General features: G+C 73.7%; 15 protein-coding genes. 9 read left to right on the forward strand and 6 right to left on the reverse strand.

Translation table 11 applies throughout. From position 1 onward, the window contains the following. Positions 1-277: 277 nt before the first annotated feature. Positions 278-415 (reverse strand): hypothetical protein, encoded by a 138-nt coding sequence (locus VGP36_25700; GenBank protein ID HEV7658108.1) that lies wholly within the window; start codon positions 413-415, stop codon positions 278-280. A 110-nt stretch (positions 416-525) separates the two neighbouring features. On the opposite strand from VGP36_25700, the gene VGP36_25705 reads away from it, so the two are divergent. Continuing rightward, positions 526-1,242: a class I SAM-dependent methyltransferase gene (locus VGP36_25705; protein ID HEV7658109.1), complete on the forward strand. Its 717-nt coding sequence runs from the start codon at positions 526-528 to the stop codon at positions 1,240-1,242. A gap of 5 nt (positions 1,243-1,247) precedes the next feature. Here VGP36_25705 and VGP36_25710 read toward each other — a convergent pair whose 3' ends face one another. After that, positions 1,248-2,297, reverse strand: coding sequence for an LLM class flavin-dependent oxidoreductase (locus VGP36_25710; GenBank protein ID HEV7658110.1), 1,050 nt, complete (start codon positions 2,295-2,297; stop codon positions 1,248-1,250). Between the two features lie 28 nt (positions 2,298-2,325). On the opposite strand from VGP36_25710, the gene VGP36_25715 reads away from it, so the two are divergent. Beyond that, positions 2,326-3,105 (forward strand): phosphoglycerate mutase family protein, encoded by a 780-nt coding sequence (locus VGP36_25715; GenBank protein HEV7658111.1) that lies wholly within the window; start codon positions 2,326-2,328, stop codon positions 3,103-3,105. On the opposite strand, the gene VGP36_25720 is transcribed toward VGP36_25715, so the two are convergent. The 4 genes from VGP36_25720 to VGP36_25735 all read right to left on the reverse strand — a co-directional run bounded on the left by VGP36_25720 (position 3,095) and on the right by VGP36_25735 (position 6,794). Then, on the reverse strand, positions 3,095-3,859 hold the full coding sequence (locus VGP36_25720) for an ABC transporter permease (protein HEV7658112.1): 765 nt from the start codon (positions 3,857-3,859) through the stop codon (positions 3,095-3,097). The genes VGP36_25715 and VGP36_25720 overlap by 11 nt on opposite strands. Before the next feature lie 53 nt (positions 3,860-3,912). Beyond that, on the reverse strand, positions 3,913-4,683 hold the full coding sequence (locus VGP36_25725) for an ABC transporter permease (GenBank protein ID HEV7658113.1): 771 nt from the start codon (positions 4,681-4,683) through the stop codon (positions 3,913-3,915). Continuing rightward, positions 4,680-5,615, reverse strand: coding sequence for an ABC transporter ATP-binding protein (locus VGP36_25730; protein HEV7658114.1), 936 nt, complete (start codon positions 5,613-5,615; stop codon positions 4,680-4,682). The genes VGP36_25725 and VGP36_25730 overlap by 4 nt, the downstream gene beginning before the upstream one ends. A 126-nt stretch (positions 5,616-5,741) precedes the next feature. Beyond that, positions 5,742-6,794: a hypothetical protein gene (locus VGP36_25735; GenBank protein ID HEV7658115.1), complete on the reverse strand. Its 1,053-nt coding sequence runs from the start codon at positions 6,792-6,794 to the stop codon at positions 5,742-5,744. 275 nt (positions 6,795-7,069) lie between these two features. Between VGP36_25735 and VGP36_25740 the strand changes: the two genes are divergently transcribed. Genes VGP36_25740 through VGP36_25770 form a run of 7 tightly spaced genes read left to right on the forward strand, consistent with a single transcriptional unit; the run spans position 7,070 to position 14,791 of the window. Beyond that, entirely contained in the window at positions 7,070-7,693 is a 624-nt protein-coding gene (locus tag VGP36_25740; GenBank protein ID HEV7658116.1) for a class I SAM-dependent methyltransferase, read from the forward strand. Beyond that, positions 7,690-8,205, forward strand: a complete 516-nt coding sequence (locus VGP36_25745) for a hypothetical protein (GenBank protein ID HEV7658117.1) — start codon at positions 7,690-7,692, stop codon at positions 8,203-8,205. Before VGP36_25740 ends, VGP36_25745 begins: the two co-directional genes overlap by 4 nt. Next, a complete protein-coding gene (locus tag VGP36_25750; GenBank protein ID HEV7658118.1) occupies positions 8,202-10,280 on the forward strand; it encodes a GNAT family N-acetyltransferase in 2,079 nt (692 codons plus the stop codon). The genes VGP36_25745 and VGP36_25750 overlap by 4 nt, the downstream gene beginning before the upstream one ends. Continuing rightward, entirely contained in the window at positions 10,277-11,005 is a 729-nt protein-coding gene (locus VGP36_25755) for a hypothetical protein (protein ID HEV7658119.1), read from the forward strand. The genes VGP36_25750 and VGP36_25755 overlap by 4 nt, the downstream gene beginning before the upstream one ends. Beyond that, positions 11,002-12,879 (forward strand): (d)CMP kinase, encoded by a 1,878-nt coding sequence (locus VGP36_25760; protein ID HEV7658120.1) that lies wholly within the window; start codon positions 11,002-11,004, stop codon positions 12,877-12,879. Before VGP36_25755 ends, VGP36_25760 begins: the two co-directional genes overlap by 4 nt. Continuing rightward, positions 12,876-13,598, forward strand: coding sequence for an alpha/beta fold hydrolase (locus VGP36_25765; GenBank protein HEV7658121.1), 723 nt, complete (start codon positions 12,876-12,878; stop codon positions 13,596-13,598). Before VGP36_25760 ends, VGP36_25765 begins: the two co-directional genes overlap by 4 nt. Further along, positions 13,595-14,791 (forward strand): glycosyltransferase, encoded by a 1,197-nt coding sequence (locus VGP36_25770; protein ID HEV7658122.1) that lies wholly within the window; start codon positions 13,595-13,597, stop codon positions 14,789-14,791. Before VGP36_25765 ends, VGP36_25770 begins: the two co-directional genes overlap by 4 nt. Positions 14,792-15,257: the final 466 nt, after the last annotated feature.

The raw sequence follows: 15,257 nt of genomic DNA on the forward strand, positions 1-15,257 counted from the left end.
GGCCGACGCCGTCACCGCCTCGCGGTGATCACCGCGAGCAGCGGCCTCCGCCATCGTCACAGCACCGCACGCACGTGGGGCGGCGACCATGATCCGCTACGGCGGCGGGGGTGCGCGCGGTGCCGACGTCCGCGGACGAGCTCGAACGTCTGTCGCACGACAGCAAGCCGTCCCGGCCGGGCGAGGCGCTGGGAACGGCCCGTGGTCCCCCGGTCCGATGCACCAACCCATTCGTCCGGGGCGGCCGATGCTGAATCAGGCTGGCCGCTGATGAAGCTCAGGAGGGCTTTGCCCGGCGGTCGGCGTCGCCGTAGATGGCGAGCTTGGTGACGACGGCGCTGACGGGGGTCTCGACGGTGGGTACGCCGACGTGCAAGCAGGTCGCGACCCTGGCGTAGGACAGGCCCTCGAACATCAGCGCCAGCATCGTGTGCCGAGGGGCCGGGCGACTGTCGTGGGATTCATCGCGGTGCTGCAGATAACGGCACGCTTGACTGGATTTGCGGCAGCTATGAGGCTGAGGAGGTGCAGGACACCCGCCAGAGCCGGTCGGACGAGGCCTTCGCCGACGAGAAGCTGTATCGCGACCAGCGTGCCGTCTACCGGAACTCGACCGGTCCGGACGCCCGCGAGGTCCTGTGGCAGGAGTTGGCTGGCCGGTCGCCGGGCCGGCTGCTGGACGTCGGCTGCGGCGAGGGTGAGCTGGCTGAGCGCGCGGCCCGGACGGGCTGGGAGGTGGTCGCCACTGACCGGTCGGCCCGGATGGTCGAGCTGTCCGCGGCCCGTGGCCTCCGGGCGAGCAGGCAGGACGCCCGCCGCCTCGGCGTCGCCGACGCATCGGTGGACTGCGTGGTCGGAGCGTGGGTCCTGCACTACCTCGACCAGGACGAGGTCCACCTGGCCGTGGCGGAGATGCACCGGGTGCTGCGGCCCGGTGGGCTCCTGGTGCTGGCCACCCAGAGCGAGCGGCACATGGCCGAGCTGTGGGACCGGCTCCCGACGGTCTCCTACCGGATCCCGTTCCCGGCCGAACGGGCCGACCCGGTGCTGGCCGGCCTGTTCGGCGGGGTGCGCCGCACGGACGTGGAAGGGACCGTCGTCTTCGAGGACTGGGACCAGGCCCGCACGTTCCTGGCCCGGCAGTTACGGCCGGCGTCGCTCGCCGACCAGCTGGAACGCTTCGCCGCCCCACTGCCGGTAACCCGGCGCTCGGCGGTGATCACCGCTGAACGGCCGGCCTGAGGCTCTCAGAGAAGACCGCGGCGGCGCAGCAGCGGAGTGACGAGCTGCCCGAACCGCGCGGCCTCCTCGAGCTTCGGGTACCCGGACAGGATGAAGGAGCCGACGCCGAGCGCGGCGTACTCCTCCAGCCGGTCGGCGATCTGCTCCGGCTCGCCGACGAGCGCGGTGGCCACGCCGAAGCGGGCTGTGCCGATGCCTGCCCACAAGTTCGGCGACACGACCTGCTCCCGTGCGCCGGCGAGCGCCTGCTGGACCGCCCGTTGCGAGGCGGGGTCGGTGCGGCCGGCCGCGACCAGCTCCCGGGCCCGGGGGTCCACCCGGGAGACGATGTCCTCCGCCGCCGCCCACGCCTCCGCTTCGGTCGGGCGCACCACCACGTGCACCCGCAGCCCGACGGTGATGTCGTCCCGGTGGCCCGGAGTACTGCGCAGGCCCTGGATCTCGGCCGCCACCTGCTCGGGCGGAGCGCCGAAGAGCAGGTAGGAGTTGCCGTGCTCGACGAGCGACCGGCGCACCGACGGCGACGAGCCGGACATCGCGATCGGGATGTGTCCGGACATCCGCCGTACGGTCATGGTCCCGGTTATGGAGTAGAACTCGCCGTCGAAGTGCACGGGATGCTCGCCGTACCAGATGAGGTCGAGGATCTCGAGCCACTCCCGCAGCCGGCGGTTGCGGGTGTCCCGGTCCTCCTCGGCGCCGATCCACCGGTCCTCGTCCCACCCGCCGGTGGTGACGTTCAGCCGGATCCGGCCGGGGAACATCAGGTCCAGACTCAGCACGAGCTTCGCCAGCTGGGCCGGATGGAACTGGTTCGGCCGAACCGCCAGCAACATCCGGGCGTGCCGGGTCCGCGCCAGCACAGCGGCGGCCGCGGTGAAGGTCTCCAGCCAGGTAACGTACGCGGTCGGGACGAGAAGCTCGACGCAACCGGCCGACTCGGCCGCCTCCGTGATCGCGACCAGGTGATCCAGAGTCGGGTCCGGGCCCTCCTCCGGCCACTGGCCGATGTGGCGGACATCGGTGCTCAAGGGTAGGAACCAGGCGAGTTCCATGCTTTCTCCCTGTCATTGGAGTAGTCGAGTGACGACGACACCGGCCGACGGAGGACCGGTCGAGCTGGTCTTCCTCCGCCACGCCGAAAGCGAGGGCGAACGGGCCCGGCGGCTGGCTACGGAGCAGCTGCCCGCCGGCTTCCACGACCGTCCGCCGGACTCGTGGCGGCTCACCGCCGCCGGCCGGGATCAGGCCCGCCGGGCCGGCGACCGGCTCCGGGCGGCCGGCCGGTCCGGCTTCGACCGGCACCTCACCTCGCCGGCCGTACGGGCCCGGGAGACCGCGGCCGCCCTGGAGCTTGACGGCGCCCGCTGGCAGCCGGAGAGTGCGCTCCGCCCTCGCGACTGGGGCCCGGAGGTGGCCCGGATGACACCGGACCGACGGGCGGCCTGGACCGCCGCGGCGACCGCCGAGGCCGCCGCCGACCCGTGGCAGTGGCGTCCGCCGGGCGGGGAGAGCCTGTCCATGGTGCGGACGCGACTGGCGGACTTCCTCTCCGGGGCGGCCGGAGTCGGGCGCCTGGTGCTGGTCACCCACGCCGAGCTGGTGGTCGCGGCGCGCGCGCTCCTCGAACCGGACCCGGACCGGCCCCCCGGGCCGGTCGGGCACGTGGCCGCCACCGCGTACGCCCGGAGGGACCCGGTCACCGGCGCGATCGCCGCCTCCTTGGACTGGGCGTGGGAGGCCGACCTCGCCGATGGGCCGCCGCCGGACTGGCGCCCGGTCCGGGGCGGTCGGAAGATCGCCGACCTCGTGGCGCCCGATGCCCGGGGGCGAGAGGACGGCGGCCGACCGGTCATGACCTGAACACCGTCTCGAGCCGACGGGCGGCAAGCAGCCCGCCCACGACCGCCAGCACGGCCAGGTACGCCAGCGCGACCAGGATCCGCCCGTCCCACTCCACCGCAGCGAGAGCCCGGAGCAGGACGGCGGAGACGTACACCGGCGTGCCCTCGACGAGAAGCTGCACCGGCCGGGGGTAGAGGTCGATGGGGAACAACGTCCCGGACAGAAAGAACAGCGGCAGTGTGACGGCCTGCACCAGGTCCCGGTGCTGCCAGGTCAGCAGCAGCGTGCCGGCGGCCACGCCGACGGCGGCGAGCCCGCAGGCGATGGCGGAGACGCCGAGAAGCAGCAGCGGCGCGGCGACGGGTCGCACCGTGCCGAGCAGCACCAGGACACCGATGAACGGAGCGCCGTACACGGTCGCTCGCGCGGTCGTCCAGGCGACCTCGCCGACCATGACGTCGAAGCCGGAGATCGGCGTGGCCATGAGCGCGTCGTACGCCCTGGTCAACCGGATCTTGTAGAACAGGTTGCCCACCGCCTCGTTGCCCACGACGGTGAGGACGACCCCGGCCAGCAGACCCGGACCGGCGAACGTCAGGTAGTCGACCTCGGCGCCGCCCGTCCGGACCCGGCCGACCAGCCGGTCCAGCAGTATGCCGAAGGTGGCCAGGTAGATCAGCGGCTCCAGCAGGCCGGACCAGAACGAGAGCCGCGCCCGGCGGAAGACCAGGACGTTGCGGCGGACGACCAGACCCGCACGGCGCAGCTGCATGCGGCGGTTGAGCGCGCGGTCGCGACCGGTCCCGGGTCGCGTCCTGGTCGACGTCACGGAACCAGCCGCCGGCGGAACGTCCGGCGAGCCACCGCATAGCCGCCCGCGGCGTAGCCGAGGAGCACCACGAGGTGGACGGCGACCGCCGCCGGGGACAGCGTGGCGATGCCGACGGCGCCACGGCACAGCTGCACCCCGTGCCACAGCGGCGTCAACCGGGACACCGCGGCGAGACCGCTCGGCAGCAGGTGTGTCGGCAGGAACGTCCCGGCGCCGAAGAGCGCCGGCAGCACCAGCACCCGCCCGGCCGCGGCGAGCGTGTAGCCGTCCTGCTGCCGGACCGTGAAGGCCAGCAGCAGCGGGGCGTGGGCCAAGGCGGTCAGCGCCGCGACGGCGAGCAACGGGACGCAGGCGCTCAGCGGCACCGCGCGGAGCGCCTGCGCGACGACCACCAGCACGGCGCACGTCGAGAGGGTCCGCAGCAAGATCCAGGACAGGTAGCCGTCCACGAGGTCGCCGGGGGTGATCGGCGTGGCCAGGGTGGCCTGGGTAGTGCGGGTGATCCGGATCCCCGCGAACACGGGCATGGTCGCCTCGGCCAGCGCCACCTGCATGGCCACGCCGGCGACGACCGCCGGAGCGATGAAGTTCAGGTAGCGCAGCGATCCGAGTGAGTGGGACGCGTCGACCAACCGCCCGACACCGAGACCGGGCACCAGCAGCAGGAGGAGCGGCAGCACCATGGTCGAGGCCGCGGTCGAGCGCCAGGTGTGCTTGTAACGCCGCAGTTGCGCCTCCACCAGCCACCAGGCCCGGGTCGTCACCGGCCACCGCTGGTGCTCAGGGCCAGCCGGCGGTACGCGTCCTCCAGCGTGCTCCGGCGGACCTCGATCGCGGCCGGGTCCAGCCTGTCCCGAACCGCGGCCGACGCGGGCTCCGCGTTCGCGGTGTGGACGATCACCCGGTCGCCCTCGAGGACGGCGAACTCCCCGAGCCCGGCGAGCTCGGCCGGCGCCGGCCGTGGCCCGTTCAGTCGCAGGCGGGCGGTGAGCACACTGCGGGCACAGTGCCGCTCGACCAGGCCGGCCGGCGTGCCCTCGTCGACCACGCGACCCCCGCTCAGGAAGAGCACCCGGTCACAGAGCCGCTCGACCTCCGCCATGTCGTGCGAGGTGATCAGGACCGTGGCGCCCTCGGCCACGAGACCCCGCACCCGCCGCCAGATCGCCTGCCGGGCAAAAGGGTCCAGCCCCGTGGTGGGTTCGTCCAGGATCAGCAGCTCGGGCCGCGTCATCAGGGCGCGACCCAACGCAAGCCGCCGCGCCTGCCCCCCGGAGAGCACCGTGACCCGGTCCGGGGCGCGGTGCCGGAGATCCATGAGGTCGAGCAGTTCCTCCGCCCGCTGCTCGGATGCGCGCCGGGACAACCCGAAGAACCGTCCGTACAGGACGAGGTTGTCCCGGACGCAGAGCTCCCGGTCGAGGGCGTTGTGCTGCGGCACCACACCGACGAGGTGACGGATCGCCGTGCCGTGGGTCCGAGCATCCATACCGGCGACCGTCAACCGGCCGGACGTGGGCCTGGTCAACAGGGCGATCGTCCGCAGCGACGTCGTCTTGCCCGCGCCGTTGGGTCCGATGATCGCGACGGCCTCGCCGCCGGCCAGCTCGAGGTCGAGGCGGTCGACGGCGACCAGGTCACCGAAGCGCTTGGTGAGTCCCGCGGCGTACACGACGGACGGGGACGTCGCAGGCACCTCCTCCGGGACCGGATGCCGGCGAGTCGCCGGCGCCCGGCTCGGCCGGACGGCCGGCGACCCTCGCGGCCTACTTCTCTTCCTTGTCCTTCTTGACCTTCTCCGAGATCACCGTAGCGACGTCCTTCATCCGGGCTCACCTCCCTTCGGGTCCGCGCGGCTGGCCGACTCGGCGGCCGCTTCTGGGCGCGCGTACAGCCCGATCCGGCAGGGCTTCTGGGCCCGCACATCGCCGTACTGATGGCACTGCTCCGCGTCCGTCGGCAGCTTGGTCCGGCGCATCGTGGCGATCTGGTCCGAGACCTCGTTGGCCGTCACGATCTCCGGTATCCGGGTGGGGTGCACGCCGATCCGGACCCGCATCTTCTTCAGATACTCGATCTGCTTGATGATGCAGTAGTTGCAGTCCAGGCAGGTGTCGATGTTTTCCGACCAGGCGAACCAGGACGAGGTCGCCTCGAGCTTCCGCCGGCCGGTCGGCATGGTGAGCAGGTTGTAGTTGCTGAGCAGACGCTCAACATAGACGTCGGCGCCGGACACCATCCGGACGAAGTTGATGTCGCCGGTGGTGCCCTCCGGCAGCCGGACCAGGAGGCCGTCCACGGTCGCCCGGTAGCCGACACCCGTCAGCGTGTCCAGGTCGTGGGGCTCGCCCAGGTCGTGCACCCAGCACGGCCGGCCGGAGGTCCAGGCGCCGGCGCAGGCCGTCTTGAAGAACGTCCGCACGCCGAGCCGCTCGCAGGCCTCGATCAGGAAGTGCTCCACCGACAGGTCCAACTGCTTGCGCTTCTTCGCGTCGTGCAGACCGCCCAGGACGAGCTGACCGGTGAGGTCGGCGGCGGCCTGGGCGAGCTTGGTCAGCGTCGCCGGGTCGTCGTTGCGCCGGCGAATGATCGGCCGGGTGAAGACGAAGGTGTTCGGGAAGAGCTCGCGGAGGGCGGCGATCATGCGGAGCCGTTCCGGGAAGTCGATGCCACCCTCGTCCAGGCCCGTCAGCGAGTAGAAGACGATCACCCGCGGGTGGTGCGTCACGGCGGCGAGCCGGGCGAGGACGTCGACGTCGTAGCCGGCCTTCGTGAAGATCGCGATCGGGGCCCGGTGGTCCCGCAGCGCGAGGAGCTTGTCGACGGTGTTGTCCACCTGCTCCCGGATGAAGGGGTCGCCGTACGTGTCGTTCACGGAGACTGGCAGCAGCCTGGTCCAGGGCGCCGCTCCGGGACCGGCATCCTGCATCGCCGGATCTTCTCCAAACGCCGCTTCCAGCCCGAAAGGTACGTCTTCGCCCAGGCGCGGCGAAACAAGAGTTTGCTGGTAAGACATATACCCACCAAGCACTTCTTGATGTTTTTGGCCCACTCGAACCTATACTGCCCTCGTGAGGTGTCAAGGCTGCATGGTTCATCCGCCGCTGGATCCCTTTGACGCGGTGCTGTGGCATCGAGAAGATCGCGGGCATGTCCCTCGGCGGCACCCAGGCCCACCTCACCTGCCCGGATCTCCCCCCGCTCGTCCGGACGGCGGCGGAGGCGGCCGCCGCCGCCGGGTTCGGGGAGTCGTGCCTTCCGGAACAGGGCCGGCTGCTCGCCCTGCTGGCGGCCGGGGTGGGGCACGGACGGATCGGCGAGACCGGCACCGGCTGCGGCGTCGGGCTGGCCTGGTTGACGGCGGGGGCGACGCCGGGGGCGCATCTGGTCAGCATCGACCACGACGGGCAGCGGGCGGCCGCGGCCCGGGCTGTCTTCGACGGCCGCCCGGCCGACGGCCCGCCCGTCCGGATCCTGTCCGGCGACTGGGCCGAGCTCTCGGCGTACGGGCCCTTCGACCTGCTGGTCCTCGACGGCGGGGGCCAGGGCAAAGGCGACCGGCCCCCAATCGAGGTGGCCGACTGGCTCCGTCCGGGCGGGCTGGTCGTGCTCGACGACTTCACCCCGTTCACCACCTGGCCTCCGGTGTACGAGGGGCGGCCGGACGCCCCCCGACTGCACTGGCTTCGGCACGAACGGCTGCTGTCCTGCGAGATCCCGCTCCGGCCCGGGGCCGCGACGATCGTCGGGCGCTATCTTGGGGTCCCGTCGTGACCGCCCCGCCGGACCGGCCGGCCCCGGTCGTCACCGACGTGCTCGTCGAGCACCGGATCCACGCCGGCCGGGCCCGGCCGGCGGTGCAGGTGGGGCGCCTGCTCATGCGGGACGAGGACTACCACCGCAACGCCGGCCGGCGGCGCTACTTCTGGTTGCTCGACGAGGGTGTGCAGCTGGTGTACGAGCCCTTCGGCTGGAGCAGGGAGTGGTACGTCGACGTGGTCTCCTTCTCGTACGGGACGGCCGACGGGCGCCGGGTCGTCCGGGTCGAGGACCGCTGGATCGACGTGGTCGTCGAAGACATGGGTCCGACGTACCGGCTGATCGACCTGGACGAGCTCGCGACCGGCCTCCGCGGCGGCAGCATGCCGATTGAGGTCGCGGCGGCCGCGCTCGACGCGGCCCAGAGGTTCACCGACACCCACCTGCACCGCGGGGCGACGTTCCCGCCGGCCGCCCTTCGTCCCTTCTTCGCCGCCGACCACGACTATCCCCCGTTTCCGGAATGACCTCCGCCGTCTCCGACCGGGAGCTGCTGTCGGCTCTCACCCGCGCGCTGCGCCGGTGGCCGCAGCCCGACGCCCCGGCCGACCACTGGCGGGCGCTGGCCGACGAGGTGGAGCTGCCCGCGGCCGACCCCGCCCAGCTCCGCCGGCACAAGGTGACGGGTTCCTACCTCCGGCTGCGGCCCGGTGACGGCACCGAGAGCCGGCGCCAGCGGCACCGGGCGGCCGTGCTGGCCGACGAGCTGGCGGACGTCGCCGGCCGACTCGCGTCGGCCGGGGTCGAGCACGCCGTGCTGCGCGGCCCGGCGATCGGGCGGTTCTACCCGCCGGGATGGCCGCGCGAGGCCAACGACGTCGACCTGGTGCTGCGCCGGCCGCCGGACCTGGCGACGGCCTTCGACGCGCTGGCTCCGGCCGGGTGGTTCCCGGCCCGGCCGGTGACGACCCGGCGTGAACCGGGGGTCGGCGGGACCTGGGCGGCGGCCGCGCTGAACAAGCTGCGCCCGGACCTGGACCACCCGGTCTACCTCGACCTGACCGTCGGCGGTCCGGCGGTCGACCGCTGTCGCTGCGTCGTGCTGCCGGCCGCCGCCTGGGCCGGCAGCGGACGGGTGCGGATCCGCGACGCGGACGTGGCCGGCTTCGGCCCGACCCAGCTGGCGGTCGTCCTCGCGGTGGAGTGGATGGAGCGCGACCGGGCCATCGGACGCGACCTCCTGGACTTCCTTGTGCTGCGGGACGTGGGGATCGGCTGGGACGAGGTCGGCCGGGCGATACGCCGGCACGGTCTCCAGCGCGGCGTTCGCGCGCTCGCCGCGCTGGCGGCGGAGACCGGGCTGGCCGAGCCGGCCGAGCACCTCCGCCGGCTCGCCCCCGCGACCGGGCCGGCCGGGCCTGGCTGGCGGCAACGGCTGCTGACCCGGACCGAGCGGCTCTCCCGGTGGGCGATACGACGCCGGCCGGTCGCCACCCTTGAGGTCGTCGAACGGATGCCCGCCGCCACCTGGTACGGGCTCGGCCTCCCGCTGTACGCGTACCCGCCCAGGCGGGACGGGCGCCCGCTGCGCGGAGCGGGCGGGGCGGCCGCCGCGGGTCTCGAGGGTTACCGGTCCCGGGTGCTGCCGATAGCCGAGGAGGAGGTCGTCGACGAGGTGTTCGCACCACCGCACACACTGGATCCCGGCGGTCCCCTCACTCCGGTGGAGTTGCGCTGGTGGCAGGACACGCTGACCCGTCAGCTGGCCGACGCCGCGGGTGCCGCGCCAACCGGGCGGGTGGCCGCGCTGGCCGCGACCGTAGTCGGGGACGGCGGCGCCGAGGACACCCTCGGCGTGCGGCGGGCCGGCCTGGCCGTGGCCGCGGCGCGGCTCGTCGACTGCCGGCACCCGGTCACGGACCAGGCCGACCGCCGGCTGGAAGGGCTGTGCGTGGACCCGTCCGCCGCCGATGCCGTGGCCGAGCTGCTCGCCCGGTTGCCGACCGACCTCGATGTCCGGGTCGAGCTCCCGGCCGGGCCGTCGACGGCGGCCCTGCGCGACGCGGTCCGTAGCAGCGGTTTCCGCGAGGAGGTGCTGACGGTCCGCCGAGCCGCCGACGCCGCGGCGCGGCGCGGCGACTGGAGCCTGCGAGCGGCCGGCCCCGACGACGCCAACTTCGTGGTCGACTGCCTGGCCATCGCGGTGCGGCGCGGCCTGTTCGGGCGTGCCGCCGCGGTCGACGTCGGGGAGTGGGTGGGCAAGCGCTGGCCAGCACCCGGCAGTCCCGACGTCGAGTGCGTGGTGGCGGAGCTGGACGGCCGACCGGTCGGACACGCGTACGCGCTGATCGGTCTCGATCGCTACTCGCCGGCCGAGTCGGCCCACGTCATCGACGTCTTCGTGCTGCCGGAAGCCCGCGGCCGGGGCTGCTCCCAGGCGCTGACCGCCGAGCTGAGTCGGCGACTGGCGGCCCGCGGCGTCCCGGACATGGAGAGCGAGGTTGCGCTGAGCGGCGGCGGTGACACCACCGGCCTGCTCGCCGGGCTACAGAAAGCCGGGTGGCGGGTGGACCGAGCCTGGTGGATCCGGGAGGCGGCGTGACCCCCGCGCCGCGACCCCGCCGGCTCGACCTCGGCGGCCAGGTGGCCTGGATGACCGAGCCGGTCGCCGAGCCGGCCGGGTCCGTCGTCATCGTGCACGGCATCGGGGAGAACCGCACCGGCAACAACTACCTGCTGCGAGCCCTGGCCGAAGGCTGCGCCGCGGTCGGGCTGACGGCGTTCCGCTTCGACCTGCCCGGGCACGGGGAAAACACCGCGACCGGAGGCCACCCGGAGGCGTCCGCGCTGGTCCGGGCGGTCGCGGCGGCGGCCGGCGACCTCGTGCCGGACCGTCCGGTGCACTGGACCGCGCGGGGCCTGTCGGCGGCCTTCCTCCCGGCCGGTGACCGCCCAGCCGGCGCCGGGCTCAGAGTCGCAATCGCGCCGCCGGATCCGGTGGCGCTGCGGCCGTCGCTGGACGGCGCGCCGGCGCTGCTCACGCCGACCGAGCCGCTGGCACCAGAAGAGAACGAGTTCTGGACCGCGGTCGGGGCCGAGCCCCACCTCGTCGGCGGCCTGTCCGTGCCCGCCGCCTTGGTCCACGCGCTGACCGTCGACCTGGAGCACCGGCCCTGGGACGTCGCCGTCGCTCCGCCCGGCACGCCAGCGTCGGTCACCGGACCGTCGGTGTTGGTGTCCGGCGCCGATCCGCTGCTCCGGTCGGAGTTCGACCGGGCGGCCGTGTCCGTGCTTGTCCCCCGACTGCTCCGCGAGGGCCAGCGATGAGCGCCGGCACGTTCCTGACGGTCAGCGGGATGGACGGAGCGGGGAAGTCGACGCTCATCCGCGCCCTGCGGGACAGCGCCGCCGACTCGGCCCGGTGGCCCGCGGTCGTCGTCGTCGCGCCGCTGCGGGGAGATCCCGACCTCGTTCGCGGCGTGACCCGGCTGGCCGCCCCGCGCGAAGCCGAGTGGCCGGAGCGGGAGAGCTGGCTGGCCGGCTACTTCAGCCTCCGGATCGCGATCGAGGCGGAGCGGATAGCGCAGGCCCGGGCGGCCGGCGCACTCGTCGTCGCCGACCGCTGGTGGCCGGACCACGTGGTGAACCAGTCCCACTTCGGCACCGACCTCGCGGAGTGGCGAGACCTGCTCGACGTGTTGCCCGTTCCGGACCTGTCCGTCTGGGTCGACGTCCCGTTCGACGTCGCCCGGGCCCGGGTCGCGGCCCGCGGCGGAGGCGGACTCGGCAGCCGCGAGGACTTCCTGCGCTCGGCGGCCGCTGCCTTCCCGCGCGTGATGGCGACGTGGCCCCACCACCGGGTCGACGGGGAGTGCCCGCCGGCCGCGTCGGCGCAGGAGATCCTCGGGCTGCTGCGACCGCCAGCTCGGACAGCTGCGGTGCCCGCCGGCTCCGCCCGGGCGGACGTGGTGACGCTCGACGGTCCCAGCGGGGTGGGCAAGACGGCGGTCGCCCGGTCGCTCGCGGGCGCGTTGGGCTGGCGCTGGGTCTCGGCCGGGCTGCTCTACCGCGCCCTGGCGGCGGCCGGCGGGGAGCAGGACGAAGTCGCCGTCGACTTCCGCACGGCGGCCGACGGCATCGCCGACCCGGTGGTCACCGTCGGACGTCACTGCTACGCGGAACCCGACCTGCGGCGACCCGATCTCGGCACCCGAGCGAGCCGGCTGGCCCAGGACCCGGCCGTACGGCGGGCGGTCGCCGACGAGCTCCGGCGGCTGCGGGGCGGCGGCCTGGTCCTGGAGGGCCGCTCGATGCATCACGTCGCGCCCGACGCGGCGCTGTCGGTCTACCTGTGGGCGGACCGGGCCGAACGGGCGGCCCGTGCGGAGGCGGCCGGACTCGTCGCGGACGAGTCCCGGGACGCCGCCGACCGGTCGCGCGGGGTGGAGCCGCTCCGGCTCATCGCCGGCATGACCGCCTGGAACTCGACCCGCTACACGCTGGACCAGACCGTGGCCGGTCTGGTCCGGCGGGTACGGATCGGGCTGGGCGACCCGGTCCGGGTGGCCGTCCTGGCGACCGGCGAGACACCGGTCCGGCAGCTGGCGAATGGCCGTTTCGGCCGCCACACGGTCGAGATCATCCCGCCCGGACACCGCATCGACGACGCGGATATCGTGCTTCGGCTACCACCGGGCGGGGTGGCGACCCCGGACTGGCTCGCCGCCCACCTTCGGGCGCTGCTGGCCGGCAACGACGTGGTCACCGTGGGGCCGCCGGTGGGAGCGCCGGCGGCGTGGGCCGGGGTCAACCGCAACCTCACCGGCGACGCGATACGGCTGGGCCTCGCCGCCGGCGGCAACGTCGGCCACACCGCCGACATCCGCACGCTCGGCGGGCCGGAGCCGGCCGGATCCGCGCCGCCACCGCAGCTCCCGGCCGGGGCGGCCGGGGCCCGGTGGGTCCTCGTCCTGGCAGCGATCGTCCCGGCCGCGATCGTCCCGGCCGCGGTGCCCGCCGACCTCGCGCACGTGCGGACCGACGCCGACCGCGACCGGCTGCTCGACGAGCTGCAGGAGCGCGACGAGCGGGCCGACCTCGTCGTGATCGACCACACCGGCGATCCGACGCTGCCGCTGCTGGTCGAGGCCGCGGCCCCCCGGCGCGGAGTCCGGGTCCTCGGACCCGAGGGCCGGGAATGACCCGCCGCACCGAGGAGGTCCTCGAGGTGCCGGGCGGTTGGTGCCTGACCGTGACCGACCTTCCCGCCGGTACGCCGCGCGCGCTGGTGGTATGCGCGCACGGCCTTACCGGTGACCGCAGTGGACCGGCCGGACTGCTGGCCGAGTGGGCGGCGCGGCTCGCGGCGCACGGGCTCGCCGTCGTCCGCTTCGACTTCCGCGGTTCCGGGGAGTCGTCGGGGGCCTTCGAACAGACCAGTTTCAGAGGGATGGTCGAGGACATGGTGGCCGTCGGCTCCTGGGCGCTGGGGCAGATCGGTCCGGTTCCGCTGGTCACCGCCGGGATCAGCATCGGCGGGGTGCCCGCGGCGCTGAGTGCCCGGCCGCTCGGCGCGGCCGCCGCCGTACTGATGTCCAGCGACCTCATCGAGGACGTCCGGTTCGACACGGCCGGGATGACGGCGATCCGTGGCGGCGAGGCGCACCTGCCGGCTCGGTTCTTCCGCGAACGGGAGGAGCTCCGTCCCCGTCAGGAGCTCCTGGCCGCCGGCGTGCCCTGGCTGCTCCTCTACGGCGAGGACGACGTCAAGGTCAGCCGCGCCGCCGCGGACCTGGCCGCACTCGGGGCGGAGGTCGTCGCCGTACCGGCGGCGGACCACTTGTTCGGCTCGGGTCGCGCCCGGACCCGGCTCGCCGCCTCGACCGCCGAATTCGTGGACCGGACGCTGAACAGGGGATGACCGTGAACATCTCACTCTGCCTGATCGTCAAGGACGAGACCGCGTTCCTCGAGGGATGCCTGGACTCGGTGCGCGGTCTGGTCGACGAGACCGTCATCGTCGACACCGGGTCGACCGACGGCACCCAGGAGCTGGCCCGGGCCCGGGCCGACGTCTACGGGGAGGTCGACTTCGACGGCGACTTCTCCGCGGCCCGCAACGCCGCCCTCGCGCGGGCGTCGGGATCGTGGGTGCTGTTCCTCGACGCCGACGAGCGACTTCCGCCCGAGCAGCACGAGCCGCTACGCCGTTTCCTCGAGGACGCCGGGCCGCAGGTGCTCGCCGGCCGGCTGCTGCGCTACAACTTTTTCTCCACCGGCGGCTTCTACACCGGGCGCGAGCTGAAGGTGTTCCGGAGGCTGCCGGAGATCCGGTACCAGCGCAGGGTCAACGAGTCCGTCTCGGCCTCCATCGAGGAGCTCGGCGGCCAGGTGGCCGCGGCGCCGGTGGTCATGAACCACGTCGGTCACGGCCGCCCGGTCGAAGCCCGGGATGCGAAGGCGGGCCGGTATCTCGCCCTGATGGCGGAGCAGATGCGCGAGCGGGGCCCCGATCCGGTGCTGGTGGCGTACCGGGGACTGATCGAGCGGACCCTCGGCCACTTCGGCGACGCCCTCGACCAGACCGCCGAGGCGCTCCGGATCGGTGCCGATCTGCCGGTGGTCTGGCTGTTCCGCGGGCATGTGCTGCGGTCGGTCGGTGACCGGGCCGGGGCGCTCGACGCGTACGAGGAAGGCCTGCGGCGGGCGCCCGGCAACGCGGCGCTGCACAACATGGCGGGCGTGGCGATGCTGGAGCTGGGACGGGCGGAGCCGGCCGCGCTCGCCTTCGACCGGGCCCGGCAGCTGGACCCCCAGCTTCTCCATACCGACATCAACCTGGGTCTGGTCGCCCAGTCCGAAGGTCGCTGGGACGAGGCGGTCGAGCGGTATCTGGCCGCCGGCGGGGCCAACCGGGCCTTCTGGGCGGACGCTTGGGAGGGCCGCGTGGAGCGGGACCCGTACCGGGCCTTCTACAACGAGACCGTGCTCGGGTATGCCGGGCTCGGCTACCACGCCGGATACTGCCTGCTGCGTAGCGCCGGCGGCTCGATGACCGACGCGGCCGCGGCCTTGCGCGGCCTGGCCGGCGCCGGCGTGCCGGCCCGTCCCTGAGCCAACTCCAGCACAGGCGTGGTGTGGTACTCGCGGTTGGCGGCGCCGATCCACCGGTCATGCCAGCCCAGCGCGCTGACCGCCTCGGTCACGACCGTCGGCGGCAGATAACCCGCGGACGTCAACCGGACACCGTCCGCACCGAGACGGCCCAACACCCAGCTGTAGGGACGCACGGCCTCCGCTGCGGCAGACTCCTCGACACGAACCGGCTCACCCTGCGTCAAGCGAGTCGCATACGACCGGAACCGGACCGCATCGGGTCTGGCCAAGCGGTCGAGCAGGTCACCAGCCAACTCATCGATGAGCACCGGGACAGTGCCAAGCGACGCCGCTGACCGAACCATCCCGGCCTCTAGCGAACCTGACCGGCCGGTTCGGCCGCCGCCCATGAGGCGCTTCGCGCAAGAGAACGAGCTCAGATCTGAGACCGAGAAATGAACGGACCGCCATTTCTGGCGACCCA

The sequence above is a fragment of the Mycobacteriales bacterium genome, from assembly GCA_035995165.1.
In the GTDB taxonomy this organism is placed as follows: domain Bacteria; phylum Actinomycetota; class Actinomycetes; order Mycobacteriales; family CADCTP01; genus CADCTP01.

Excerpts from the sequence above, each read along its gene's own strand:
- VGP36_25700 (HEV7658108.1), bottom strand. The coding sequence starts at position 415 with ATGTTCGAGGGCCTGTCCTACGCCAGGGTCGCGACCTGCTTGCACGTC.
- VGP36_25750 (HEV7658118.1), top strand. The coding sequence starts at position 8,202 with ATGACCTCCGCCGTCTCCGACCGGGAGCTGCTGTCGGCTCTCACCCGC.
- VGP36_25740 (HEV7658116.1), top strand. The coding sequence starts at position 7,070 with ATGTCCCTCGGCGGCACCCAGGCCCACCTCACCTGCCCGGATCTCCCC.
- VGP36_25710 (HEV7658110.1), bottom strand. The coding sequence starts at position 2,297 with ATGGAACTCGCCTGGTTCCTACCCTTGAGCACCGATGTCCGCCACATC.
- VGP36_25770 (HEV7658122.1), top strand. The coding sequence starts at position 13,595 with ATGACCGTGAACATCTCACTCTGCCTGATCGTCAAGGACGAGACCGCG.
- VGP36_25760 (HEV7658120.1), top strand. The coding sequence starts at position 11,002 with ATGAGCGCCGGCACGTTCCTGACGGTCAGCGGGATGGACGGAGCGGGG.
- VGP36_25765 (HEV7658121.1), top strand. The coding sequence starts at position 12,876 with ATGACCCGCCGCACCGAGGAGGTCCTCGAGGTGCCGGGCGGTTGGTGC.
- VGP36_25720 (HEV7658112.1), bottom strand. The coding sequence starts at position 3,859 with ATGCAGCTGCGCCGTGCGGGTCTGGTCGTCCGCCGCAACGTCCTGGTC.